The sequence below is a fragment of the Leucobacter triazinivorans genome (genome assembly GCF_004208635.1).
In the GTDB taxonomy this organism is placed as follows: Bacteria; Actinomycetota; Actinomycetes; order Actinomycetales; family Microbacteriaceae; genus Leucobacter; species Leucobacter triazinivorans.
In genome coordinates this window covers 1,163,262-1,187,080 of record NZ_CP035806.1, presented here as the reverse complement: position 1 = coordinate 1,187,080, position 23,819 = coordinate 1,163,262, and the positions used below count along the sequence as shown (strand labels likewise).

The window sequence follows — 23,819 nt, the reverse complement described above, 5'->3', positions numbered from 1 at the left end:
GTGGACGAGCAGGCTGAGACGGCCCGGAACGGCGGAGCACTGGCGGGGATCCGCGTCGCAGACTTCTCCCGCGTGCTCGCGGGGCCGCACGCCACGATGATCCTCGCCGATCTCGGCGCCGACGTCATCAAGATCGAGAGCCCCGAGGGTGATGGCACGCGCCAGTGGCGACCGCCCGTGAACGCCGTGGGGCAGAGCACCTACTTCGCGGGGGTCAACCGCGGCAAGCGCTCCGTGGTCTGCGACCTGCGCGATCCCGAGGGGCTCGCCCGCGCCCGCGAGCTCGCCCGCACCGCCGACGTCGTGATCGAGAATTTCAAGCCGGGCACCATGGAGAAGTTCGGCCTCGGCTACGATGCCGTCGCCGCTGAGAACCCGGGGGTGGTCTACTGCTCGATCTCCGGGTTCGGCGACTCCGCCGGCCGCGACCTCCCGGGCTACGACCTGCTGGTGCAGGCCGTCGGCGGGTTGATGAGCATCACGGGCCAGAGCGATGCCGACGGCGGCGAGCCGACCAAGGTGGGCGTGGCGCTCGTCGACATCCTCACGGGCCTCAACGCCGTGATCGGGATCCAGGCGGCGCTGATGGCCCGGGGCTCCGGATCCGGAGCCGGTGCCGGAGCCGGTGGTGACGGCGGCGGCGACGGCGGAGATGGTGCCGGCGGGACCGGTGGGACCGGCGGCCGCGGCCAGCACGTGAAGGTCACGCTGCTCGGGTCGCTGCTCTCGGCACTCGCCAACCAGGCATCCTCGACGCTCGAGACCGGCGCCTCTCCCGGGCGCATGGGCAATGCGCACCCCTCGATCGCCCCCTACGAGACCTTCGCCGCGGCCGATCAGCCCATCGCCCTCGCCGTCGGCACCGACGGACAGTTCGCACGGTTGTGCGAGGTGCTCGACGTTGCCGAGCTCGCGAGCGACGAGCGCTTTGCGACCAACCCGCAGCGGGTGGCGCACCGCGTCGAGCTGCGCGCAGCACTCGAGCAGCGTCTGCGCAGCCGCTCGGCCGCCGAGTGGATCGACGCGCTCACCGCGGCGAACATCCCCGCCGGCAGGGTGAACACGATCGGGCAGGCCATCGAGCTCGCGACCTCGCTCGGGCTGGATCCCGTCGCCGAGACCCGGGCCGTCGCCTCAGACGGGGCGCACCGCACGCTGCGATCCATCGCCACCCCCATCTCGCTCTCCGCCACGCCCGCCGCCTATCGGGTGCCGCCGCCCGGCATCGGAGAGCACCAGGACGCAGAGTGGCTGCCCCGGCCCGCCGACTGAGCGCCGCCGCGAGTCGCAGCTTCGCGCCCCGCTCCGTGATCCCGCGCGAGATCGCAGGATCCACCGCCTGAGATCCCCCGCTCCCGCCCAGCCCAGCCCCGCTCCCGGAGACCACCCGAAAGGACACCCCATGACCACCACCATCGACCAGCTGTTCGACGTCGCCGACTTCGTGACGGAGGAGGAGCGCGAGTGGCAGATGCGGGCGCGCGAGTTTGCGCAGACCCGCATTCGCCCCATCATCGATCAGGCGTTCGAGGATCGCCGCCTGCCCGTCGAGCTGCTGCCCGAGGTGGGCGAGTTCGGCGCGTTCGGCATGTACATGGAGGGCTACGGCCTGCGCGGCGCCTCCTCGGTGGCCTACGGTCTCGTGGCCATGGAGTTCGAGGCGGTCGACTCCGGCTTCCGCACCGCGCTCTCGGTGCAGGGATCCCTCGCGATGGGCGCCATCTACAAGTTCGGCTCGGAGGAGCAGAAGCAGCGCTGGCTGCCGCCCATGGGCCGCGGCGAGGCGATCGGCTTCTTCGGGCTCACCGAGCCCCAGGGCGGGTCGGATCCCAACACCATGATCACCACCGCGCGCCGCGAGGGCGACGAGTGGGTGCTCAACGGTCGCAAGCGCTGGATCGGCCTCGCGACCATCGCGCAGGTCGGCGTGATCTGGGCCAAGGACGAGGAGGGCGTGGTGCGCGGCTTCGTCGTGCCGACCGACACTCCCGGATTCACCGCGACCGCGATCGAGAACAAGCTGTCGATGCGCGCGTCGTTGCAGACCGAGATCGAGCTGAACGACGTGCGTCTCCCCGCCGACGCCATCCTTCCGGGATCGAAGGGGCTCTCTTCGCCGTTCAAGTGCCTCAACGAGGCGCGCTACGGCATCGTGTGGGGCGTCATGGGGGCCGCCCGCTCGTGCCTCGAGGCGGCGGTGGACCGCTCGCAGAGCCGCGAGGTGTTCGGCGCCCCGATCGGCGGCAAGCAGATCATCCAGGCCAAGCTGGCCGACATGTTCGTCGAGTACGAGAAGGGTCTGCTGCTGGCGCTGCACCTGGGCCGGCTCAAGGACGCGGGCAACCTGTCCTACGGGCAGATCTCCGTGGGCAAGCTCAACAACGTGCGCGAGGCCATTGCGATCGCGGGCACCGCGCGCGCGATCCTCGGCGGAGACGGGATCACCTCCGACTTCCCGGTGATGCGCCACATGGCCAACCTGGAGTCGGTGCGCACGTACGAGGGCACGGACGAGGTGCACCAGCTGGTGATCGGGCGCGAGCTGACGGGAATCGCGGCCTTCTAGTCCCGCGCTCCCGGGGCGCCCGGCGCCCGGCGCCCGGCGCCCGCCCGGCGCCCGCCCGGCCCCAGCGCCCACCCGGCCCGACCCCGCGCCCCCTCCCTCCGGCCCGCTGAGACTGAGGCGTTTCGCCGAGATCGAGGCGTTCAGCGCCGATATTGCGATCGGTCTCGGAGATTCGGCTCGGTCTCGAGCGCGCAGGGGGAGCGACGGGGTGCGCAGGGGGGAGCGGACGGGGTGCGCAGGGGGGGAGCGGACGGGGCAGGACAGGACGCGGGGCAGAACGGCCGAGTGCCGTGCGGCGCGGATGCCGATCCGGCCCGCATTAGTTCTACTTGGGGTAGAGTTATCCCCGTGCTGGTGAGAGTGAATGAGGCGAGCGAGCGGCCCATCTACGCCCAGATCGCCGATTCCGTCCGGGGGGACATCCTGGGCGGGCGGATCGGCCCGGGAACGGTGCTCCCGCCGGCTCGAGAAGTGGCGACGGGGCTCGAGGTCAACGTGCACACCGTTCTGCGCGCATACCAGCAGCTGCGCGACGAAGGCCTGATCGATCTCAAACGGCGTCGCGGCGCCGTGGTGACCGCTCGCGCGACGGGCATGGCGGCGCTGCACGACGAGGTGCGCGATCTTGTCGAGCGGGCCGCAGGGCTCGGGATCGGCTCCGACGCCCTCGCCGCGCTCGTGCAGAGCGCTGCCGGCGCCGCCGGCGCCTTCGGCCCCGGCCCCGGCGCCGCCGGCGCCTTCGGCCCCGGCCCCGGCTCCGCCGGCGCCTTCGGCCCCGGCCCCGGCTCCGCCGCCGCTTCCGGCCCCGTCTCCGCCTGCACGCATCCCGGGGAGCGGGCCGCGTGAGCGGCCAGCGCCACCTGCGGGCTGTCGGCGCAGCCGGCGACGTCCCTGCCGCCGCCCCCGGGCCGCCGCACCCCGCTCGGCTCTCCCCGCATCAGCTGCGGGACCTGCGCCGTGCGCGCCGGGCCGCCGTGTGGGTCGGGGTGGTCCTGCCGCTCGCACTGACGGCCGCGGCCGCGGCGATCCTCGTCGCATGGTCGCCACGCCTGCCCGATCCGATGGCGACCCACTGGTCGGGCTCCGGTGGGCCGGACGGCTTCATGAGCCCGATGGCGGGCATTCTGGTCTTCGCCGGCCTGGGGGTCGGGATGAGCCTGCTGCTCGGGCTGCTGGCCGTGTTCGGCGGCGGGACCGGCGGAAGCGGCGCCCGTGGCGGCCGCGGACCGGGACTCGTGTGGTCGGGGATGAACCGCTTCCTCGCCGCCGTCTCGCTGTGGACCGTCGTGCTGCTCATGGTGCTCGCCGTGCTGAGCGCGCAGATTCAGCTCGACCTGTCCGACGCCCGCGACGCTCCGGGCATCGGCGGCGCGATGTGGATCGCATTCGGCGCCGCGTTCGCGGCCGGGACCGTCGGCTTCGTCGCGCAACCGGGCGTGCGCGTCGACGTGCCGGCGACAGCCGAGGCGCTCGCGATCGAGCTCGACGAGGGCGAGCGGGCGGTCTGGACCGCGACGATCCGCCCGTCCGCGATCCTCGTCTGGGTCATCGCCGCGACGGTCCTGCTGACCCTCGGCACGACGATCTGGCTGTTCCTCCTCGGCGAGCCCCTCGCGTGGATGAATCTCGGCATCACCGTGCTCCTGATCGTGCTCTTCTCCGTCGGGAGCTGGTACCGGGTGCGGATCGACTCGGGCGGGCTGGTGGCCCGCTCCCTCGTCGGCCGGCCGAGCTTCCGCGTGCCCACGGCCGACGTCGCGCGGGTGGACGCGCGCGAGCTCAACCCCTTCGCGGAGTGGGGCGGCTGGGGTCTGCGCTGGGTGCCGGGCACGGGCTTCGGCATCGTGATGCGCACGGGCGAGGGGATCCTGGTCACCCGCCGCGACGGCAGGATATTCGCGGTGACCGTCGACGACGCCGCCACCGGTGCGGCGCTGCTAGAAGCGGTCGCAGAGCGTGCCGCGAGGAAGCAGGAATCGAATGTCAGAGGTGACCGATAGCGTGACGCACATGCAACCGCAGAAGATCGAAACGGCGCCGGGATCGCCGCGCGCCGACCGCCCCGAGCGCGGCGTCCCCTGGGGTGCGGTGGCGCTCTTCGTGGCGCTCGCCTACGGCGGTGCCTGGCTCGTGGCGCTGCCCCTCTGGCTCATGGGTCCGGACGCGCCGGCGTTCCCGGTGGTGTTCGGCTTGCTCGCGATGGCGATGATGCTCACCCCGGCCATCGCGGCCCTCGTCGTCACCTTCGTCGCGCGCGTGCCGCGGCGCGAGCGCCTCCGCTTCCTCGGCATCTGGCCGCTCCGACCCGCCAAGCGTGTGGTCTGGTTCACCATAGGCGCGCTGTTCGCGCCTCTGCTCATCGGTGCACTGACGACGCTGCTCGCGGCGCTCCTGGGGTGGGTGCGCATCGACCCCGTGCATCTCTCCGGCTTCGCCGAGATCAACGCTGCCGCACTTCCGGAGAACATGGACCCGTCGGTGCTGCCGTCGCCGTGGGTGCTCGTCGCCGTGCAGCTGGCCCTCTTCCCCGTGCTCGCGATTCTTCCCAACTCGATCGTCGGCTTCGGAGAGGAGCTCGGGTGGCGCGGGTGGCTGCTCCCCGCGCTGCGTCCGCTGGGTCTGTGGCCCGCCCTGCTGCTGAGCGGGGCGATCTGGGGGCTGTGGCACGCGCCCCTCACACTGCTCGGGCACAACTACGGTCTGATGGACTGGCGCGGGGTGGCGTTGATGACGATCAACTGCACGATCCTGGGTGTGCTTTTCGGTTGGCTGCGGCTGCGCACCGGCTCAGTGTGGCCGGCGACGATCGGCCACGGAGCGCTCAACGGCACCGGGGGAATGATCATGTGGTTCGTGGCCGCGGGCGAGACGGTACGGCCCGAGCTGGTGACGGTCGCGGGGGTAGCCGGCTGGATCGTGTGCGGGGCGCTGATCCTGATCCTCGCGCTCACCGGTCAGCTGCGCAAAGAACCGGAGCTCGCCCGCAGCATCGACGGCACCCGGAGCACGCAGACGGCGTCGCCCGCTCCGCGCGACGGAGGGCTCGACCGCTAGGTTCGGGCCGGGAACCACCAGGATGGCGCCAGCGCCGTCACCGATCGCAGAAACGCCTCGCGATCCGATACGCCGCTCAGCACCCAGGCCTTGATCGCCCCGACGAGCCCCATGCCGAAGAAGCGCGACACCACGTCCACCTCGAAATCGGGCAGCGACGGCTCGTGCAGCGCGCGCTGAGCCAGGTAGAGCTGCAGCGTCTCGGTGAAGTGATCGGTGAGCAGATTCGGCACCGTGCCGTCTTGCGGGGTGTTGATCGACAGCAGGTAGAGGCCGCGGTGGCGCTCGATGTGGTCGAGGATCTGATCGATGCTCGCCACGAAGATCTCGACCGGGTCGGCCGTCAGCTCGGTATAGCCGAGGATGAGCCGTTCGCGGGCCGGATCGAGCTCGAGGCTCAAGGCCGAGCCGAGCGCCTCGGCCGGGCTGGCGAAGTGCTTGTAGAAGGTGACCCGGTTGATACCCGCGACGTCGGCGAGTTCGGAGACCGTGATGCTGGGCACCGGCTTCTCGGTGGCCAGCTGGATGATCGCGCGGTGCAATGCCGCTCGGGTGCGCACGATGCGAGCGTCGGTCATGGGACCACCTTAGCCCCTAGTGCGAGCTCTACTCCGGCACGCGGGTGAGTTCGGCGATCCGCTCCGCCGCTGCCGGGTACCGGCGCTGCAGGGTCTCGCGCTCGCCCAGTTCGAACCCCTCCCACATGAAGGGCGGCGCCATCGTGGTGCCGATGAGCGTCCACGCGCCGAGTGGAGCGGAGCCCTGCATCACGCCGGGCTCCACGACCGCCTGCGGCAGCTGACCGGCGTCGGGATCGGGCCCGAGCACGCGCTCCTCGGACCTGCCGTCGGGGTGCAGCAGCAGCAGCCGCAGCGGAGCACCCGCGTACCAGTGGTAGACCTCGACCGAGTCGAGCGCGTGGAGCGCCGAGAAATCGGGGGCCGCGAGCAGGTAGTAGATGGCGCTCGAGTGCTCGTCGAGATGCATGCGGCGGAAGAGCCCGCCCTCGTGCTCGAGAGGCTCGAGGCCGAGCCGCTCCACCCACCGGGCGGCCTCGGGCGGCAGCCCGGCGGTCGAGGCGCCGCCGGCGCCGGCCGACGGGGGAGGGGTCGGTGCTCCGCTCACGCGAGCGCCGCTTCCCGGGTCTTGCGGAAGCGCTTGCTCATGAGGATCAGCACGAGCAGCGTCACGACGTAGGGGCCCGCGTCGGTGAGCTGCTGCGGCAGGCCGAAGGACTGCAGACGGAATCCGATCGCATCGGCGAAGCCGAAGAGCAGCGCGGCGCCCAGCACTCCGACCGGGTGCGCCCGCGCCAGCATCACGGCAACGACCGCGATCCAGCCGCGACCGGCCGACATGTTCTCGGTGAACTGCACCACGTTGCCGAGCGCGAGCTGCGCCCCGCCGAGGCCGGCGAGCGCGCCGGAGGCGATGACTGCGCCGAGCTGATAGCGCCGGGGGTCGACGCCCATCGTCGCCGCCGCGAGCGGACGCTCGCCCACTCCGCGCAGCCGCAAGCCGAGGGGCGTGCGGAAGAGCACCACCCACAGCACCGGCACGAGCAGCAGCGCCAGATACCCGAGTGGCGTGAGCGAGAAGAACGCGCCGATCACCGGCAGATCGGCGAGGAACGGGATGCGCCAGGTGGGGATGCCGTCGATGCCCGGATCCTGGAACACGCCCTGCACGTCGAAGATCGCCACCAGCAGGAAGCTGGTCATCCCCACGGCCAGAATGTTCATGGCGATGGCGAGCACGATGGGATCGCCCTTGCGGTAGACGGAGCCGTAGCCGAGGATCAGCGAGAACAGCGCGCCCGCCACCATGGCGACGATGACGCCGACGAGCCAGTTGTGCGTGAAGAACGATGCGGCAACGCCGCAGAACGCACCGATCAGGATCATGCCCTCGAGACCGATGTTGAATATGCCGACGCGCTCGGCAAGCATGCCGCCGAGCGCGGCGAGCAGGATCGGGATCAGCGATCGCAGCACCGAGGAGAGCAGGTCCTGATCGAATACATCGAGGAAGGTCATCGCTCCGACTCCTTCGGCTCTGCGGCGGGGTCGACCGGCGCGGGGGCGGGCGTGTGCGCCGCGGTGAGCGGGGACTCGTCGATCGGCGGCTCGTCGAGCGGTGGTTCGTCGCTCACGTCACGGCCGCGCCTGCGCCGGAAGTGGGGCAGGGTGACCCGGAACGCGAGCAGGATGATGACGAGCGCCTGGATGACCGCCGCGATCTGCGGCGAAAGGCCGAGCTCGCGGCCCATGGCGTCGCTGCCGACCATGATCGCGGCGAAGAAGAGACCCGCGATGACGATGCCGATGGGCCGGTACAGGGCCAGGAGCGTGACGAGGAGCGCCGTCCAGGCGTAGTTCGTCTGCACGAAATAGCCCTCGATGAGGCGCGTATTGGGGGCGCCGATCGTGAGCATCACACCGAAGAGCCCGGCGAGGCCACCCGAGAGGGCCATGGTGCGCAGCACCAGCGGGCCGGGCTTGACGCCGCCGTAGCGCACGAACTCGGCGTTCTGGCCACTGAGCCCGGACTCGAAGCCGTAGCGCGTGCGACGATTCATGAAGATCACGGCGATCACCACGAGGATGAGCACGACGATGGACCAGTTGACGCCCGTGAGCACCGCCGTGATGGGGCTCGTGGGGCCGAACGTGCTGCGCAGCGTATCGGCGAGCGCCGAGTCTCGGGCGACGAGCATCGAGAGCTGCACGTCGGGGCGCAGCTGCTCGCTCGCGACGAGATCGGAGGTCGGCTCGTCGAGCCGGAAGCGGATCACCCACGACGAGAAGTAGCGTGCGGGGTAGTTGAGCAGCAGGGTGGAGAGCAGGATGGGCACGCCGAGCAGGTTCTGCAGCACGGCGGCGATGAGCCCCCACGCGGCGCCGACCACGACCGCGGTGACGAGCGCGAGCGGCACGATCAGCGCCGCAGGACCGGGCACGTAGATCGCCACGACGCCGCCCGCGAGGGCCCCGAGCCCCGCCTGACCCTCCGTGCCCAGGTTGAGCACGCCGGCACGGAACGCGATGGCGATCGCGATCCCGATTCCGATGATCGGGATCGCGCGCTGCAGGGTGTTGGAGAGCCCGGGCCCGCTGCCGAACGAGCCGTTGATCATCGCGGCGTACCCGCTCAGGGGATCGACGCCCGCGATCAGCATGAAGCAGGCGCCGATGAGCAGGGCGAGCACGATGGACACCGGGATCGGCCCGGCCAGCCAACGGCCGAATCTCTGCAGAGCGCTCACGACGCGATCCCCTTCTCGCTGGTGGTGGATCCCGCGGGCGCGGCGAGTGCGGCCGCGGCGAGTGCGGCCGCGAACGAGCCCGGCCGGTGCCGATCCTCGGGCTCGTGGCCCGCCATGTAGAGGCCGAGCAGGGCGTCGTCCGCCTCCGCCTGGGGCACCTCGGCCACGATCCTGCCCTCGAACATCACGAGAATGCGCGAGGAGAGCGACATGATCTCGCTCAATTCGGCCGAGATCAGCAGCAGGGCGCCACCCGCATCGCGGTACTCGCACAGCTCCCGGTGGATCGACTCGATCGCGCCGATGTCGACGCCGCGGGTCGGCTGCTCGGCGATGAGCAGCGGGGATCGGTAGTCGAGCTCGCGTGCGACGACGACCTTCTGGAGATTGCCTCCGGAGAGCGTGCCGACCGGGGTCGACGGGCCGGCGATCTTCACCCCGAATCGCCCGATCAGCCGCTTCGCGTGCTCGAGCATGGCGCCCCGCGAGAGCAGGCCGCGGCGCAGCAGCGGTGCGCGCCGATGGTGGCCGAGCGCCAGGTTGTCGATCGCGTCGGCCGTGCCGGCGCTGCCGACGGCGTGACGGTCCTCGGGAATGTAGGCGATCCCGCCGTCTCGACGCTGCGCGATGGACGCGCGACTGAGATCCTCGCCGCGCACCGACACGCTGCCCGCACTCGCGCGCCGCATGCCGATCACCGCCTCGGCCAGTTCGACCTGGCCGTTGCCGGCGACGCCGGCGATCCCGACGACCTCCCCGGACCGCACGAACAGGCTCGCCTCGGAGACCGCGTCGCGGCCGCCCGAGCCGGGCACGCAGAGGCCGCGCACATCGAGCACCACCTCGCCGGGTGCGCGGGCGGGAGGGGGCGTGGTGAGATCGACGTCGCGGCCCGTCATGTGCCGGGTGATCTCGGCCGGCGAGCTGTCCGCGGTGACGAGGCTCGCGACATTGCGGCCGTCGCGCAGCACTGTGACGCGATCCGAGATCGCCATGACCTCGTTGAGCTTGTGGGTGATGAGGATGATGGTGCGGCCGTCGGCCTTGAGCGCGCGCAGCACGTCGAAGAGGCGCTCGGTCTCCTGCGGTGTGAGCACCGCCGTGGGCTCGTCCAGGATCAGCACGCGGGCCTCGCGATAGAGCGCCTTGACGATCTCGACCCGCTGCAGCACGCCGACGGGCACGGAGTCGACCCGAGCGGTGGGATCGAGGGCGAGTCCGTACTTCTCGGCGATCTCGGCGACCTTGCGGTTGGCCGCCTGACGGTCGATGAGGCCCCGCTTCGTCGGTTCGCTGCGGAACACGACGTTCTCGGCGACCGTGAGGGAGGGGAAGAGCTTGAACGACTGGAAGACCATGCCGATGCCGGCATCGATCGCGTCGAGCGGTGAGGCGAACTCGTGCCGCTCGCCGCGGATGTAGATCTCGCCCGCGTCGGGTCGGTAGACCCCCGCGAGCATCGACATGAGGATCGACTTGCCCGCACCGTTCTCGCCCATGAGCGCGTGGATCTCGCCGCGCTCCACGTCGAAGTCGACGTCATCGTCGGCGAGGACGCCGGGAAAGCGCTTGGTGATCCCGCGCATCGAGACTTCGGCGACCATCTCGCTCCTTTTGCTCGGTATTCGGTGGTGCGGGGCCCCGCCGGCCACCCTATCTATCTCAGCGCGTCAGTAGTTGTCACCAAACCGGCGGTGAGGCAGCAACTACTGACGCGCGTTCATCGGGGAGGGCGGGGCCTTCCGCTGGTCGAGCGAGCGGAGCGAGTCGAAACCCAGACACTCAGGCTCGGTTTCGACTCGTCGCGAGCTCCTCGCTCGACCAGCGGAGCGGCGATCCGCTAGGCGGTGGGGTCGGTGACCTCAATCGCGCCGCTCACGATGTCGTCGCGCGCCTGCTCGACCTGCTCGAGCACCTCGGGGTGATCCATGACGGTGCACTGCGAGTCGGCGGCGCCCTCGGTGAGGCTGACGATCGTCATGCCCTCCTCCTTGAGACCGAAGGAGGTCGTGGCCTCCTGCGAGCTCATGCCGTCCATGATCTCGCCGACGACGGTCTCCACGACCTTGTCGACCGCCTTGATCGTGCCGTCGACCACGAAGCCGGGCGCCATGGGGCACTGGTTCGCGTCGACACCGTAGGCGGAGAAGCCCTTCTCGGCGGCCGCCTCCATGATGCCGCCGTTCGCGGCGGCACCGACCGCGAACACCTGGTCGACACCGGTGCCGGCGAAGGCGATCGCCTGCTCCTTGGCGCGAGCGGTGTCGGCGAAGGGGTTGTCGCCGCCGATGACCTGCGGGTTCACCGCGTCGACGTCGGGATTGACGCTGAGCGCGCCCTCGGCGAAGCCGCCGGAGTACTTCTGCAGCAGCGGGATATCGAGCGAGATCACCGAGCCGACCTTGTCGGCCTCGGTGAGCAGCCCGGCCTCGACGCCGAGCAGGTAGGAAGGCTCCTGCTCGCGGAAGGTCGCCTGGTACAGGTTCTCGGGGGCGCCCTCGACGAAGGTGTCGATCAGCAGGAACTTCTGCTGCGGGTTCTGCTCCGCGAGCTCGACGGCCATGTCGCCGAACTGGAAGCCCAGCATCACGACGACCTCGGGGGCCTTCGAGATCGCGGCCTCGACGTTCTGCCGGCGCTGGGCGTCGTCCTTGGACTCGTAGGTCTCCTGCGTGCCCTCGAACTGCTCGGCGACGTTCTCGATGCCGGTCTTGCCCGACTTCAGGAACTCGCTCTGACCGATCGGGTCGCTCGTGATGTAGATGAAGTGCGGCCCATCGGCACCGGCGCCGTCGGTGTCGCCGCTCCCGCCGTTGCCGCTGCCTCCCGCGCAGGAGGTCAGCAGGAGCGCGGCGGAGGCCGCACCGGCGATCAGTGCCGCGCGAGCGCGACGCTTCGTGAAGAACATGGTGTTCCTTTCGGGTGTGAACTGGGGGCTGGGAATGAGCTTAGGAGCGAAGCGGCTCGAACGGTACACCGGAGAGCGTCTGGCCGCTGCCGGGCAGGATCACCCGGCGCTCGGTGACGATCGCGGTGATGAGCTCGTGCGGCGTGACGTCGAACGCGGGGTTGACGGTGCCGATGCCCTCGGGCGCCGTGCGCGTGCCGCCGAAGCCGGTGACCTCTGCGGAACCGCGATCCTCGATCTCGATCGCGGCACCGCTCGCGGTCGACATGTCGACTGTCGACTCGGGGGCGACCACGATGAACGGCACGCCGGCGTGCTTCGCGGCGAGCGCCAGGGAGAACGAGCCGATCTTGTTCGCGGAGTCGCCGTTGGCCGCGATGCGGTCCGCGCCGATGAACACGGCGTCGGCGATCCCGCGCGAAAGCAGGAACGGGCCGGCCGAGTCGATGATGAGCCGGAACGGCGCCTCCATGCGCTGCAGTTCCCACGCCGTGAGGCGGGCGCCCTGCAGCAGCGGGCGCGTCTCGAGGGGGAACGCCTCCTCGAGCGACCCCTGCTCCAGCAGAGTCTGGATCACGCCGAGCGCGGTGCCGCGCTCGACCGTCGCGAGGCTGCCGGTGTTGCAGATCGTCATGACCCGCACGCGGTCCTTGCCGGTGAGCTCGCGCGTCAGATCGGCGCCGCGCAGCCCCATCGAGACGCACGCCGCGATGTCTTCGTCGCGAATCGTGAGCGCCTCGTCCAGAACGGCGGCGGTGCCCCGGTCGAGCTTGGTGAGCGCCCGGTCGACACCCCAGGAGAGATTGACGGCCGTGGGGCGGGCCTCGCGCAGCAGCGCGGCCTGGCGCCGCACCTCGTCGCGATCGAGCTCCTCGTCACCGTTCGCCGCCTCGACGGCGGCGGCGATGAGCGCGACCCCCATGGCCCCGGCAACGCCGAGCGCCGGCGCGCCGCGCACCGCGAGGCGCTGGATGTCGTCGATCAGTTCGGGCAATTCGGTGACCCGTCGCACCTCGAGCCGGTGCGGAAGCAGGGTCTGGTCGATGAGCTCGATGGCTCCGTCAACCCAATCGATCGTGCGCAAGCGTTGTCCTTCCCGTTCTCCCCCCGACGTTCAAGGATACCGCTCGCACGGCGCCCGTGCTCGCCATCACGGTTCACAGCTCTGTTACGAAGCGTTCACCCGTATGTGCGCGTGTCGATCAGGGATCCCGCGGGAACGCGGCGTACCTTGTGAATCACCGGGCAGGGTGCCCGGTCGATAGGGGCCGCAGCTGCCTCGCAGCCGCAGTCCTCCGTCGCGGAGCCGGGGCTCCCGCCCCGGGCCAGAAGGAGCCGTCGTGGCCGAGATCCAGCACCCCGAAACCTCCCCGCTCGTCGGACCCGCCGACGGCCCCGAGACCGACGCGCACGCCGCGAGCTCCGAGTCGCTCGAAACGATCGCGGGCCTCGACCAGCGTCAGCGCACGTACGTGCTCGACACCTCGGTGCTCCTGAGCGATCCATCCGCGCTCTTCCGCTTCGCCGAGCACTCTGTCGTGCTGCCGGTCGTGGTGGTCATCGAACTCGAGAAGAAGCGGCACGATCCCGAGCTCGGCTACTTCGCCCGTCGCGCGCTGCGCATCCTCGACGAACTGCGCGAGAAGCACCTGCGTCTCGACTTCCCGGTGCCCGTCGGGGAGGCCGGCGGCACCGTGCGGGTCGAGCTCAATCACACGAGCATCGACACGCTGCCGAGCGGCATGCGCCTCGGCGACAACGACACGCGCATCCTTGCCGTCGCGCAGAATCTCGCCGCAGAGGGTCTCGCGGTCACGGTGGTCTCGAAGGACCTGCCGATGCGCCTCAAGGCGGCCGCGATCGGGCTGGGCTCCGAGGAGTACCGGGCCGAGCTCGCCCACGACGACGCCTACACGGGCACCGCAACCGTCGACCTCGACGAGGACGAGATGCGGATGCTCTGGGAGGACGACCGGATCGACGGCCTCGATGGGCTGGACGAGCTGCCGTTCGGCACGGGCCTGGTGCTGCACTCGCCGCGCGGTTCGGCGCTGGGGCGGGTCGATGGTCCCTCCTCGGTGCATCTGGTGCGCGGCGATCGGGAAGTGTTCGGCCTCACCGGCCGCAGCGCCGAGCAGCGGCTCGCCATCGATCTGCTGCTCGATCCGCAGGTAGGGATCGTGTCGCTCGGTGGCAGCGCGGGCACGGGCAAGTCGGCGCTCGCGCTCGCCGCGGGGCTCGAGGCCGTGCTCGAGCGGCGCCAGCACCGCAAGATCATGGTGTTCCGGCCCCTGTACGCCGTGGGTGGCCAGGAACTCGGCTACCTCCCCGGCGACCGCGAGGAGAAGATGGGACCGTGGGCCCAAGCGGTCTTCGACACACTCGGCTCGATCGTCTCCGAGAACGTGCTCGACGAGGTGATCGCGCGGGATCTCATCGAGGTGCTGCCCCTCACTCACATCCGCGGCCGGTCGCTGCACGACGCCTTCGTGATCGTCGATGAGGCGCAGTCGCTCGAGCGCGGCGTGCTGCTGACCATGCTGTCGCGGATCGGTCAGAACTCCCGGGTGGTGCTCACGCACGACGTCGCGCAGCGCGACAACCTGCGGGTGGGCCGGTACGACGGGATCGCGGCGGTGATCGAGAAGCTGAAGGGGCATCGCCTGTTCGGCCACGTGACGCTCACCCGATCGGAGCGCAGCGAGATCGCGGCGCTTGTCACCGAGCTGCTCGATACGCCGTAGCCGGGCGCGCGCTGCGATCAGGCGGCGAACGCCGAGAGGGGGTCGGGATCATGGGATCCCGACCCCTCTCGATGCGTTGGATCCTGCGACTCGCTGACGCTCGCGCAGGATGACGACTGCGGCTACGCCGCGTGGATCCTGCGACTCGCTGACGCTCGCGCAGGATAGCCCTGACGGCTCCGCCGTCGGGGCTACTTGGCGACGCCCGGGTGGGTCATCGACAGCAGATCCAGCGCCTGATCGAGGTCGGCCTCGGTGACCTCGCCGCGCTCCACGTAGCCGAGGTCGACGACCGCCTCGCGCACCGTGATGCCCTTCGCGACCGAATGCTTCGCGATCTTCGCGGCGGCCTCGTACCCGATGAGGCGGTTGAGCGGGGTGACGGTCGACGGGCTCATGCCGGCCAGCGCCGCGGCGCGCTCGAGATTGGCCTCGAGGCCGGCCACGGTCTTGTCGGCGAGCACGACCGACGCGTTGGCGAGCAGGCGGATCGACTCGAGCAGCGCGGTGCCCATGACGGGGATCTGCACGTTGAGCTCGAACGAGCCCGAGGCGCCGGCCCACGCGATGGTCGCGTCGTTGCCGATGACGCGGGCGCAGACCATGAGCACGGCCTCGGGCACGACGGGGTTGACCTTGCCCGGCATGATCGATGAGCCCGGCTGCAGATCCGGGATGTGCAGCTCGGCGAGGCCCGTGTTGGGGCCGGAGCCCATCCACCGGATGTCGTTGTTGATCTTGGTGAGCGACACGGCGATAGTGCGCAGCGCGCCCGAGGCCTCGACCAGCCCGTCGCGATTGGCCTGCGCCTCGAAGTGGTTGCGCGCCTCGGTGATGGGCAGCCCGCTCGACGCCGCGATCTCGGCGATGACCTTCTCGGGGAAGCCGAGCGGGGTGTTGATGCCGGTGCCGACGGCGGTGCCGCCCTGGGGCACCTCGGCGACGCGGGGGAGCGCTGCCTCGACGCGCTCGATGCCGTAGCGGATCTGCGCGGCGAAACCGCCGAACTCCTGGCCGAGCGTGACGGGGGTGGCGTCCATGAGGTGGGTGCGGCCCGACTTCACGGCCGACTTCCACAGCTCGGCCTTCGCCTCGAACGCCTCGGCGAGGTGCTCGAGCGCGGGCTTCAGCTGCTCGATGAGGGCGCCGGTGACGGCGATGTGCACCGAGGTGGGGAAGACGTCGTTCGACGACTGCGAAGCGTTGACGTGGTCGTTCGGGTGCACGGGCGCGCCGAGGTGCTTCGTGGCGAGGGTGGCGAGCACCTCGTTCATGTTCATGTTCGAAGAGGTGCCCGAGCCGGTCTGGTAGGTGTCGACCGGGAACTGGTCGTGGTGGTCGCCCGCGATGATCTCGTCGGCCGCGGCCACGATGGCATCGGCGATGGGGGCGTCGAGGATCCCGAGCTCCGAGTTGGCGATCGCGGCGGCGCGCTTGATACGAGCGAGGGCCACGATCTGCGCGGGCTCGAGGCCCGTGCCGGAGATGGGGAAGTTCTCGACGGCGCGCTGCGTCTGCGCGGCGTAGAGGGCGTTCTTGGGAACGCGCACCTCTCCCATGGTGTCGTGCTCGATGCGGTACTCGATGTCGGCGTTCACGCGGCTCTGCTTATCGGTCACGGTCTTCCTTCGTGTCGGAGGTGGATCCTGCGATCCGCTTCGCGGCCGCAGGATGACGGGTGGAGGTGGATCCTGCGATCCGCTTCGCGGCCGCAGGATGACGGGTGGAGGTGGATCCTGCGATCCGCTTCGCGGCCGCAGGATGACGGGTGGAGGTGTGGCTCGGGACGACGGACGCGGTGCGTCAGTCGAGCGGGGCGAGGTCGAGATCGACGGGGCCGACCACGGTGTAGGGGACTGCGCGGCCCTCCGTGAGCCGGTACTGGCACCCGACCACGGCGAGCGTGCCCGCGTCGACGGCGTCGCTGATCGTGCGCGAGGTGCGCAGCAGCTCGTTGACGGTCGAGGCGAGGTGGATGCGGCCGACCGCGTTCGCATCGATCCGCGCGGCGTCGGCGTAGGGGGTGTCGGTGTTGTCGCGCAGCCAGAGCTGCTGCACCGCCGGCTGAATGGGTGCGAGCGTGTGGCGCACCGACACCGTAGTCTGTGCAGGAGTGCGGCTGGACTGGTCGATCGCCGCGGCCACCGCGCCGCAGGAGTCGTGCGCGAGCACCACGATGAGCGCGGATCCGAGCGCCGTCACCGCGTACTCCATGGACGCGGTGATCGACTCGGCGACCACGTGCCCCATGTTGCGGGCGATGAAGAGATCGCCCAGACCGCAGTCGAAGATGATCTCGGCGGCGAGACGCGAATCCGAGCACCCGAACAGCGCGACATCCGGAGTCTGGGAGTTGACGAGTTCGGTGCGCCGCTCGACATCCTGATTCGGGTGAGCCGAGGTGCCCGAGACGAATCGCTCGTTCCCGGCGGCGAAGGCGTCCCAGGCCTGCTGCGGACTGACGCGGGGTGCGGTCATTCAGTGCTCCTTCGATGCGTTGAGCGAGTCGGCGACCGACGTCGCCAGCACGCGGAGGGTGGCTGGAGTGTCGGTGCCGTAGACGAGGATCGTGTCGCTCTCCCACTCGCCCTGCAGCCCGAAGACCATGTTGCTCTGCTCAGGATCGCGGTCCGGGTGGTCGTAGACGACCCATTCGATGCCGCCGAGCTGCTCCGACCCGGTCGGCTGCTGCTGTTCGAGCTGCTCCGCGATCCACCGCTCGTCGACGGGGGAGCCGTCGGCGGTGAAGGCCTGGGCCACCGCAGCGTACGCCTCGATCCCGGTGGCCGCGTCGACCGTGGTGTAGTTGATCTGCCACCACGTCACGCCGTCGCTCTGACGCAACCCGGCCCACTTGGCCTTCCACTCCTCGGGCACCTGCGGCGAGGCCAGATCCCGCCCGGCACTCGGCGCCGCTTCGACGGCGAGCTGCGGCACATCGACGGAGTGCTCGGCGAAACCGCCGGTACCGCGCGGCACCATGAGGAAGATCACGAGCACGAGGCCGAGGCTCACGAGCAGCGAGAACACGAGGTTGTTCACGGTCTTGCGCTGCCGGTACATGCGGCTGTCGTGCGCTTTGCGGGCCGCGGTCTCCGCTGCGGTCTCGGGCCGGCCCAGCTCGGCGACGACGGCCGGCGGCTTCTGCTTCTTCGCCATGGTCTACGCGTCGGCCCCGTCGTCGGTCGACGGTTCGGCTGCGCCCTGACGGGCGGCCTCGAGCCGTTGCCGCGCGCCGATCAGCCACTCCTCGCAGCGCGCCGCGAGGGTCTCGCCGCGCTCCCAGAGCTGCAGCGACTCCTCGAGCGTGGTGCCGCCCTGCTCGAGCCGGGCGACCACCTGCACGAGTTCGTCGCGCGCCTCTTCATAGCTCAGCGCGGCGACGTCTGCTGGTGTCTCGGCACTCATGCGGCCCAGTCTACCCGGCGCGGCTGCGGAGTATCCGCGGCAGCCGGGTCACGCCGGTCCGTTCGACGTCGCGGCGATCCGGCCTCCCGCGAGGGCGACGCGGATCGCGGTGCCGTCGGGAGCGTCCGCCGGATCGCGCAGCACGGCGCCATCGGCCAGTTGTGCGATCGCGTAGCCGCGCTCGAGCGTGGCTCGCGGCGAGAGGGCGGAGAGGCGGGCGCGGGTCTCGGAGAGGGCGCGGGCGCGATCCTCGACCGCCCGATCCGCAAGCTCGGTGCCGCGCGCGATCCACCGGACCAGCTCCTCGGCGCGGTCGTCGACGATGCGCTCCGGCTGCGCCAGCACCGGGCGGCCGCGGAGCTGCGTGATGCGGTCGGTCTCGTGGGCGAGCAGCTGCCCGAGGCGGCCGCTCATGCGCGCGCGGGCCTGGTCGATGCCCGCCAGCTCCTCGCCCACGTCGGGCACCACGCGCTTGGCTGCGTCGGTGGGCGTCGAGGCGCGCAGATCGGCCACCTCGTCGAGCAGGGGACGATCCGCCTCGTGCCCGATCGCGCTCACCAGCGGCGTCGTCGCGCTCGCCGCCGCGCGCACCACCCGCTCGTCGCTGAAGGGCAGCAGGTTCTGGAAGTCGCCGCCCCCGCGCGCCACGATGATCACCTGCACCTCGGGATCCCGATCCAGCGCTTCGATGCCGGCGGCCACCTCGGCCGCTGCGCGATCGCCCTGCACCGCCGCGTAGTGGATCTTGAAGCGCACCCCCGGCCAGCGCAGCGTGGCGTTGCGGATCACATCCTTCTCGGCGTCGGAGTCGCGGCCCGTCACAAGCCCGATGAGCCCGGGCAGGAAGGGGAGGGCGCGCTTGCGGTTGGGGTCGAACAGGCCCTCCGCCTGGAGCTGGCGCCGCAGCCGCTCGAGCCGCTCGAGCAGCTCGCCGAGACCCACGTGCGAGAGCTCGAACACCTGCACGGTGAGCGAGCCTCCCTTGACCCAGAAGTTCGGTTTGACCAGGGCGATCACGCGGTCGCCCGCTGCGAAGTCGCTCGTGAGCCGCTGCGCGACCGAGCGCCACACGGTGAAGCTGACCGTGGCGTCGCGGCTGAGATCCTTGAGCTTGCCGTAAACGTGGCCGCCGCGCAGCTGCCACTGAGTGACCTCCCCCTCGATCCAGACCTGGCCCAGCCGGTCGATCCACGCGGCGATCTTGTCGCTCATGAGGGCGACGGGCCAGGGCGCCTCGCGCGTCGCGGGGGTGGTGGATCCTGCCTCTGCCATGCACCCCACCCTATCTGCGGCCCCGGACGCCGCCCCACCCGCGCGTCGCCCACCGCGGGCGCCCGCGATGGCCGCGTCGCCCGCGTCGCCCGCGCTGGGCGACGCGGCGGGGCCCTTCGCCCGGCCACGGCGGCGGCGGGGATCACTCGCGCGCGGGCGACGGCGGGAATCACTCGCGCGCGGGCGGGGGGGATCGCTCGCGCGCCAGTTGTTGCTGGCTCGCCGCAGTTTTGGTGACATCTCCTGGCGCGCGAAGCATGCGGGGTGCGCGGGCGGGGCGCGGGGGCGGGGTGCACGGGCCGAGCATGGAGCCTGCGGGCAGCGACCCCGGGTAAACTGCGAGGCATGAGCGAGACCCAGGCGACCGCGGAGCGGATCCGGGATCAGCGCACCATCGGCGCGCCCGTCGTCACCCTGGCGATGCCGCGCCTGCGGCGCCAGGCCGGACGCCTCGAGGACCGCCCGGTCGACGGTCCCAAGCGCGTGCTGCTCGCCGCGCCGCGCGGGTACTGCGCGGGAGTGGATCGCGCCGTCGTCGCGGTGGAGCGGGCCCTCGAACGATACGGGGCTCCCGTCTACGTGCGCAAGCAGATCGTGCACAACCTGCACGTCGTGCGCACGCTGGAGCGCATGGGTGCGGTCTTCGTCGAAGAGGTCGACGAGGTGCCCGAGGGCGCCAACGTGGTGTTCTCGGCCCACGGGGTGTCTCCGGCGGTTGTGCAGCAGGCCGCCGATCGCGGGCTGCACGCCATCGACGCCACGTGCCCGCTCGTCACCAAGGTGCACCGCGAGGCCGTGCGCTTCGCCAAGCAGGACATGGAGATCCTGCTCATCGGGCATGCCGACCACGAGGAAGTCGAGGGCACGAGCGGCGAGGCGCCGGAGCACATCACGATCGTCAATTCGCCCGACGAGGTCGACACCCTCGAGGTGCGCGATCCCGAGAACCTCGTCTGGCTGTCGCAGACCACTCTTTCGGTCGATGAGACGATGGAGACCGTGCGACGGTTGCGCGAGCGCTTCCCCCTGCTGCAGGATCCTCCGAGCGACGACATCTGCTACGCGACTCAGAACCGGCAGGTGGCGATCAAGCTGATCGCCCCGCAGGCCGATCTCGTGCTCGTGGTCGGCTCCGCGAACTCGTCGAACTCGGTGCGGCTCAAGGAGGTGGCGCTCGAGTACGGTGCGCAGGCCGCCTACCGCGTGGACTTCGCGAGCGAGGTGCGTCAGGAGTGGCTCGACGGCGTTCGCACGATCGGCGTGACGAGCGGTGCCTCGGTGCCCGAGGTGCTCGTGCAGGAACTGCTCGACGATCTCGCAGACGCCGGCTACTCGGACGTCGAGGCGGCCGTGACGGCGGAGGAGGATCTCGTGTTCTCGCTGCCGAAGGAGCTGCGCCGCGATGCCGCGGGCGGCACCGATGCGAGAGCTCGCGGCGGCCGGATGCGCCCGTAGCGGCTGCGCAGCGGGCGGCCCGCGCAGACGCAAGGCCCGCCTCAGGGCTCCGAGACGCGCGCCAGCAGCTCGGTGAGCAGCGCCTCGGCGACGGGCGCCGGGAGCCGCTCGGCGAGCGCCATGAGCGGGGCCAGACGCTCGGGCAGTCCACCGGCGTCGACGCGCACGCCCGCAGCCCGCAGGATGCGCCATGCGGCGCGAGGGCCGGGTACGCGCACGCGGGATCCAGAGCGGGATCCGGAGCCGTAGCCGAGCATGCGGAGCGCCGCGAGCTCGGCCCGAGGCTCGGGGCGAGGACGGCCCCGCACCGCATCGGCCGCCCGGGCGAGGACATCGAGCAGTTCGGGGAGCGTGCGCTCCGTGACGGGGGTGATGGTCAGGTGGGCGCTGTGCGGCAGACGCACGCCGTTGCTCTGCACGAGGCCGGGCTGGTGCTGGATGCGGAACTCGAGTCGCGCCACCTCGTCGGCGAGCAGGTGGGGGTCGACGCGCGCTGCGGCCGGCACCGCCGGGTCGGCGATCAGCGCCACCGCCGGCCCCGCCGGGCGCCCCTGCACGGCGAGCCCCTCGATCCGGTCCGCTGCGGCGACGATCGACCGCGTCGCGCGCACGCAGCGCGCGGTCAGCTCGGCGTACCCGCGGTCGCCGAGGCGCTGAGCGATGGCCCAGGCCGCGGCGGTCGGCGACGCCGATCGGGATCCGAGCAGCGTCGGGTTGACCACCGGATACCCGGGCCAGCGCGTCGTGGCGAAGAACTGCGCGCGATGCCGGGCGCGGCCCCGGTGCAGCAGCACCGACACGCCCTTCGGCGCGTAGCCGAACTTGTGCAGATCGGCCGAGATGCTCGTGACCCCCCGCACCCGGAAGTCCCACGCGGGCAGACCCGGCCACCACGGCAGCACCAGGCCGCCGAAGCAGGCGTCGACGTGGCAGGAGATGCCCCGGTCGGCTGCGGCCGCGGCGACTCGGCCCACCGGGTCGAGCGCGCCGGACGGGTAGGCGGGCGCCGAGACCACGACGAGCGCGACGTCGGCGGAGAGCCTGCGGATCATCTCGTCCGCGCTCACGGTGCCGTCTGCGGCGCACGGCACCGGATCCCACTCGAGATCGAAGAGTCGTGCGGCCTTCTGGAATGCGGCGTGGGCCGTGACGGGCGCGACGAGCCTCGGACGCGAGCGCGCTCGGAGCGGATCCGCCGCGCGCCAGAGATCCCGCGCGGTCTTCACCGCGAGCAGGCAGCTCTCGGTCCCACCGCTGGTGACGCTGCCGAACGCTCGCGCCCGGCGGGAGTCTCCGTGCAGCGCGCGCCGGGCGAATGCGATCAGGTCGCGCTCCATCGCCGCGATCGAGGGGAACGCCGTGGGATCGAGGCCGTTGAGCGGCCGGGCGATCTCGGCGGCCCGCGCCGCGAGCTCGTCGAGTTCGGCCACCCCGGAGTCGTAGACGTAGGCGAGTGTGCGGCCCCCGTGGGTCGGCGCGTCGCGGGCCCGGAGCCGCCTCAGTCGGTCGAGGATCTCCGCCGAGCGATCGTCGGCGCTCACGGTGAGTCCCCCGGTCGCGGGCGCTGCTCCCGCGGATCCTGCTCCCGCGGACTCTGCTCCCGCGGACTCTGCTCCCGCGGATCCTGCTCCCGCGGATCCTGCTCCCGCGGGCGCTGCTCCCGCGGATCCTGCTCCCGCGGATCCTGCGGCCCTGGATCCTCCCGCCGCACACCCCGCTCCCGCAGATCCGCCTCGCGCAGACGGTAGCGGCCGAGTGCGAGCAGGCTCAGCAGCATGAGCGCCGCGGGCAGCAGGCTGAACGACACCGCGATCCCCGTGATGGCGGCTGCCGGCTGCTGCACCACCGCACCCGCCGTCGATTCGACGTAGCCCGTGAGGGCGAGCACCGCGGTGAGCACCGTTGCCCCGAGCGCCATCCCGGCGGTCTCGCCGGCGGTCCACACGCCGCCGAACACGCCGGCGCGGCTGTCGCCCTGCTGCGAACCTTCCGGGGCATCGGCCCGCGAGGGCGGGGCGGCACCGGGGCGGCGGGGGCCCGCGGTCGCATCGGTCGCCCGCGTTCGGGCCGCGTCGAAGCCGATCACGTCGGGCAGCATCGCCATGGGCAGCGACTGCATGCCGGCGTAGGCGGCCCCGGCGAGCGCGACGGGCCCCACGATCCACCAGCCGGGAAGCCAGATCATGCCGGCGAGCACCGCGGCCGCGAGCAGGAACAGGAGGCTCGCGAGCCTGAAGGCGCGCTCCTTGCCGAGGCGGTCGGCGATCCGCCGCCACAGCGGGGCGACCAGCAGCGCTGGGGCGATCAGTGCGGCGAAGAGCACGGTCACTGCACCCTCGTCGCGCAGAATCCAGGCGGCGACGAACTGCGCGCCCGCGAGCATCAGCCCCGTGGCGAGTCCCTGCAGCATGAAGGTCGCGAGCAGGGCGCGGAACGGCTGGCTCTCCCGCAGCACCGCCGCCCCGGCCCGGTAGTGGGCGAGCAGCCCCTGCCGCGGTGCCACCGCCCCGGACGGGATCGTCGCGGGCGCACCGCGCGGCGCCACTGTGGCGGCGATGAACAGGCCCGCCGCCAGCACGATCGCGGCGCCGACGGCCATGACGAGATACCCCAGCAGCGGGTCCTCGGGGAAGAGGCCGCGCAGTTCGGGCCCGCCGGCACCGAAGAGCAGGATCGCGAGCGTCAGCACGACCACGCGCCAGGTGAGGAGGCGGGTGCGCTCGCTGTAGCCGTCCGTGAGTTCTGCGGGGAGCGCGATATAGGGCACCTGGAAGAAGCTGAAGAAGGTGGCCGCTGCGACGAACGCCACCAGCACCCAGGCGGCCGCCGCGGCCGGGGCGAAACCGCTCGGCACGGCGAAGGTGAGGACGAAGGCGATGGGCAGCCCGATGGCGCCGAGCAGCATGGGGCCGCGACGGGATCCGCTCCGCGCGAGCGCGCGATCGCTGAGCCCGCCGATGACCGGATCGATGAGCACGTCCCACACCTTCGCGAGCGTCACGATGGCGCCGGCTGCGAGCGCCGTGACGCCCAGCGAATCGGTGAGGTAGTAGACGAGCACCAGGCCGGGCAGCGTGGCGAAGCCTCCCGTCGCGAGCGAGCCGATCGCGTAGCGGGAGACGACGCTCCGCGACAGGCGGCTCATGG

21 protein-coding genes are annotated in these 23,819 nt (G+C 71.4%); 7 read left to right on the top strand and 14 right to left on the bottom strand.

Annotated elements, in window-relative coordinates:
• The 5 genes from EVS81_RS05450 (at window position 1) to EVS81_RS05430 (ending at window position 5,620) form a co-directional block, all read left to right on the top strand.
• A complete protein-coding gene (locus tag EVS81_RS05450; protein WP_240739975.1) occupies window positions 1-1,272 on the top strand; it encodes a CaiB/BaiF CoA transferase family protein in 1,272 nt (423 codons plus the stop codon).
• A 130-nt stretch (window positions 1,273-1,402) separates the two neighbouring features.
• Window positions 1,403-2,566: an acyl-CoA dehydrogenase family protein gene (locus EVS81_RS05445; RefSeq protein ID WP_130109489.1), complete on the top strand. Its 1,164-nt coding sequence runs from the start codon at window positions 1,403-1,405 to the stop codon at window positions 2,564-2,566.
• A gap of 348 nt (window positions 2,567-2,914) precedes the next feature.
• Entirely contained in the window at window positions 2,915-3,412 is a 498-nt protein-coding gene (locus EVS81_RS05440) for a GntR family transcriptional regulator (RefSeq protein ID WP_130109488.1), read from the top strand.
• On the top strand, window positions 3,409-4,566 hold the full coding sequence (locus EVS81_RS05435) for a DUF1648 domain-containing protein (protein WP_165384190.1): 1,158 nt from the start codon (window positions 3,409-3,411) through the stop codon (window positions 4,564-4,566). Before EVS81_RS05440 ends, EVS81_RS05435 begins: the two co-directional genes overlap by 4 nt.
• Window positions 4,556-5,620, top strand: a complete 1,065-nt coding sequence (locus EVS81_RS05430) for a CPBP family intramembrane glutamic endopeptidase (RefSeq protein WP_240739973.1) — start codon at window positions 4,556-4,558, stop codon at window positions 5,618-5,620. Before EVS81_RS05435 ends, EVS81_RS05430 begins: the two co-directional genes overlap by 11 nt.
• Here the strand turns inward: EVS81_RS05430 and EVS81_RS05425 are convergent.
• From EVS81_RS05425 to mtnA, 7 genes are all read right to left on the bottom strand, one after another.
• Complete coding sequence (locus tag EVS81_RS05425) at window positions 5,617-6,198, bottom strand: TetR/AcrR family transcriptional regulator (protein WP_130109485.1); 582 nt, start codon at window positions 6,196-6,198, stop codon at window positions 5,617-5,619. The genes EVS81_RS05430 and EVS81_RS05425 overlap by 4 nt on opposite strands.
• Before the next feature lie 28 nt (window positions 6,199-6,226).
• Window positions 6,227-6,745 carry a cupin domain-containing protein gene (locus EVS81_RS05420; protein WP_130109484.1) on the bottom strand — a complete coding sequence of 173 codons (519 nt, stop codon included), beginning with the start codon at window positions 6,743-6,745 and terminating at the stop codon, window positions 6,227-6,229.
• Window positions 6,742-7,656 carry an ABC transporter permease gene (locus EVS81_RS05415; RefSeq protein WP_130109483.1) on the bottom strand — a complete coding sequence of 305 codons (915 nt, stop codon included), beginning with the start codon at window positions 7,654-7,656 and terminating at the stop codon, window positions 6,742-6,744. The genes EVS81_RS05420 and EVS81_RS05415 overlap by 4 nt, the downstream gene beginning before the upstream one ends.
• The gene (locus tag EVS81_RS05410) at window positions 7,653-8,885 is read right to left on the bottom strand and encodes an ABC transporter permease (RefSeq protein WP_130109482.1); all 1,233 of its coding nucleotides are present in this window, start codon (window positions 8,883-8,885) and stop codon (window positions 7,653-7,655) included. The genes EVS81_RS05415 and EVS81_RS05410 overlap by 4 nt, the downstream gene beginning before the upstream one ends.
• On the bottom strand, window positions 8,882-10,489 hold the full coding sequence (locus EVS81_RS05405) for an ABC transporter ATP-binding protein (RefSeq protein WP_130109481.1): 1,608 nt from the start codon (window positions 10,487-10,489) through the stop codon (window positions 8,882-8,884). The genes EVS81_RS05410 and EVS81_RS05405 overlap by 4 nt, the downstream gene beginning before the upstream one ends.
• A gap of 236 nt (window positions 10,490-10,725) precedes the next feature.
• A complete protein-coding gene (locus EVS81_RS05400; RefSeq protein ID WP_130109480.1) occupies window positions 10,726-11,793 on the bottom strand; it encodes a BMP family ABC transporter substrate-binding protein in 1,068 nt (355 codons plus the stop codon).
• A 40-nt stretch (window positions 11,794-11,833) separates the two neighbouring features.
• Window positions 11,834-12,877, bottom strand: a complete 1,044-nt coding sequence (gene mtnA / locus EVS81_RS05395; RefSeq protein ID WP_130109479.1) for an S-methyl-5-thioribose-1-phosphate isomerase — start codon at window positions 12,875-12,877, stop codon at window positions 11,834-11,836.
• A 256-nt stretch (window positions 12,878-13,133) separates the two neighbouring features.
• On the opposite strand from mtnA, the gene EVS81_RS05390 reads away from it, so the two are divergent.
• The gene (locus EVS81_RS05390; RefSeq protein WP_205879395.1) at window positions 13,134-14,537 is read left to right on the top strand and encodes a PhoH family protein; all 1,404 of its coding nucleotides are present in this window, start codon (window positions 13,134-13,136) and stop codon (window positions 14,535-14,537) included.
• Window positions 14,538-14,728: 191 nt separating this feature from the next.
• On the opposite strand, the gene EVS81_RS05385 is transcribed toward EVS81_RS05390, so the two are convergent.
• The 5 genes from EVS81_RS05385 to xseA all read right to left on the bottom strand — a co-directional run bounded on the left by EVS81_RS05385 (window position 14,729) and on the right by xseA (window position 19,217).
• Window positions 14,729-16,156, bottom strand: coding sequence for a class II fumarate hydratase (locus EVS81_RS05385; RefSeq protein WP_130109478.1), 1,428 nt, complete (start codon window positions 16,154-16,156; stop codon window positions 14,729-14,731).
• Window positions 16,157-16,340: 184 nt separating this feature from the next.
• Window positions 16,341-17,015: a carbonic anhydrase gene (locus EVS81_RS05380; protein ID WP_130109477.1), complete on the bottom strand. Its 675-nt coding sequence runs from the start codon at window positions 17,013-17,015 to the stop codon at window positions 16,341-16,343.
• On the bottom strand, window positions 17,016-17,696 hold the full coding sequence (locus tag EVS81_RS05375; protein WP_130109476.1) for a DUF4245 family protein: 681 nt from the start codon (window positions 17,694-17,696) through the stop codon (window positions 17,016-17,018).
• 3 nt (window positions 17,697-17,699) lie between these two features.
• Entirely contained in the window at window positions 17,700-17,945 is a 246-nt protein-coding gene (locus EVS81_RS05370) for an exodeoxyribonuclease VII small subunit (RefSeq protein ID WP_130109475.1), read from the bottom strand.
• Window positions 17,946-17,993: 48 nt separating this feature from the next.
• On the bottom strand, window positions 17,994-19,217 hold the full coding sequence (gene xseA, locus EVS81_RS05365) for an exodeoxyribonuclease VII large subunit (RefSeq protein WP_130109474.1): 1,224 nt from the start codon (window positions 19,215-19,217) through the stop codon (window positions 17,994-17,996).
• Between the two features lie 420 nt (window positions 19,218-19,637).
• On the opposite strand from xseA, the gene EVS81_RS05360 reads away from it, so the two are divergent.
• Window positions 19,638-20,672: a 4-hydroxy-3-methylbut-2-enyl diphosphate reductase gene (locus EVS81_RS05360; RefSeq protein WP_130111299.1), complete on the top strand. Its 1,035-nt coding sequence runs from the start codon at window positions 19,638-19,640 to the stop codon at window positions 20,670-20,672.
• Between the two features lie 41 nt (window positions 20,673-20,713).
• Here the strand turns inward: EVS81_RS05360 and EVS81_RS05355 are convergent, their stop codons facing one another.
• Together EVS81_RS05355 and EVS81_RS05350 are read right to left on the bottom strand one after the other, a co-directional pair.
• A complete protein-coding gene (locus EVS81_RS05355; protein ID WP_130109473.1) occupies window positions 20,714-22,213 on the bottom strand; it encodes a pyridoxal phosphate-dependent decarboxylase family protein in 1,500 nt (499 codons plus the stop codon).
• A complete protein-coding gene (locus EVS81_RS05350) occupies window positions 22,210-23,817 on the bottom strand; it encodes an MFS transporter (RefSeq protein ID WP_130109472.1) in 1,608 nt (535 codons plus the stop codon). The genes EVS81_RS05355 and EVS81_RS05350 overlap by 4 nt, the downstream gene beginning before the upstream one ends.
• Window positions 23,818-23,819 lie beyond the last annotated feature (2 nt).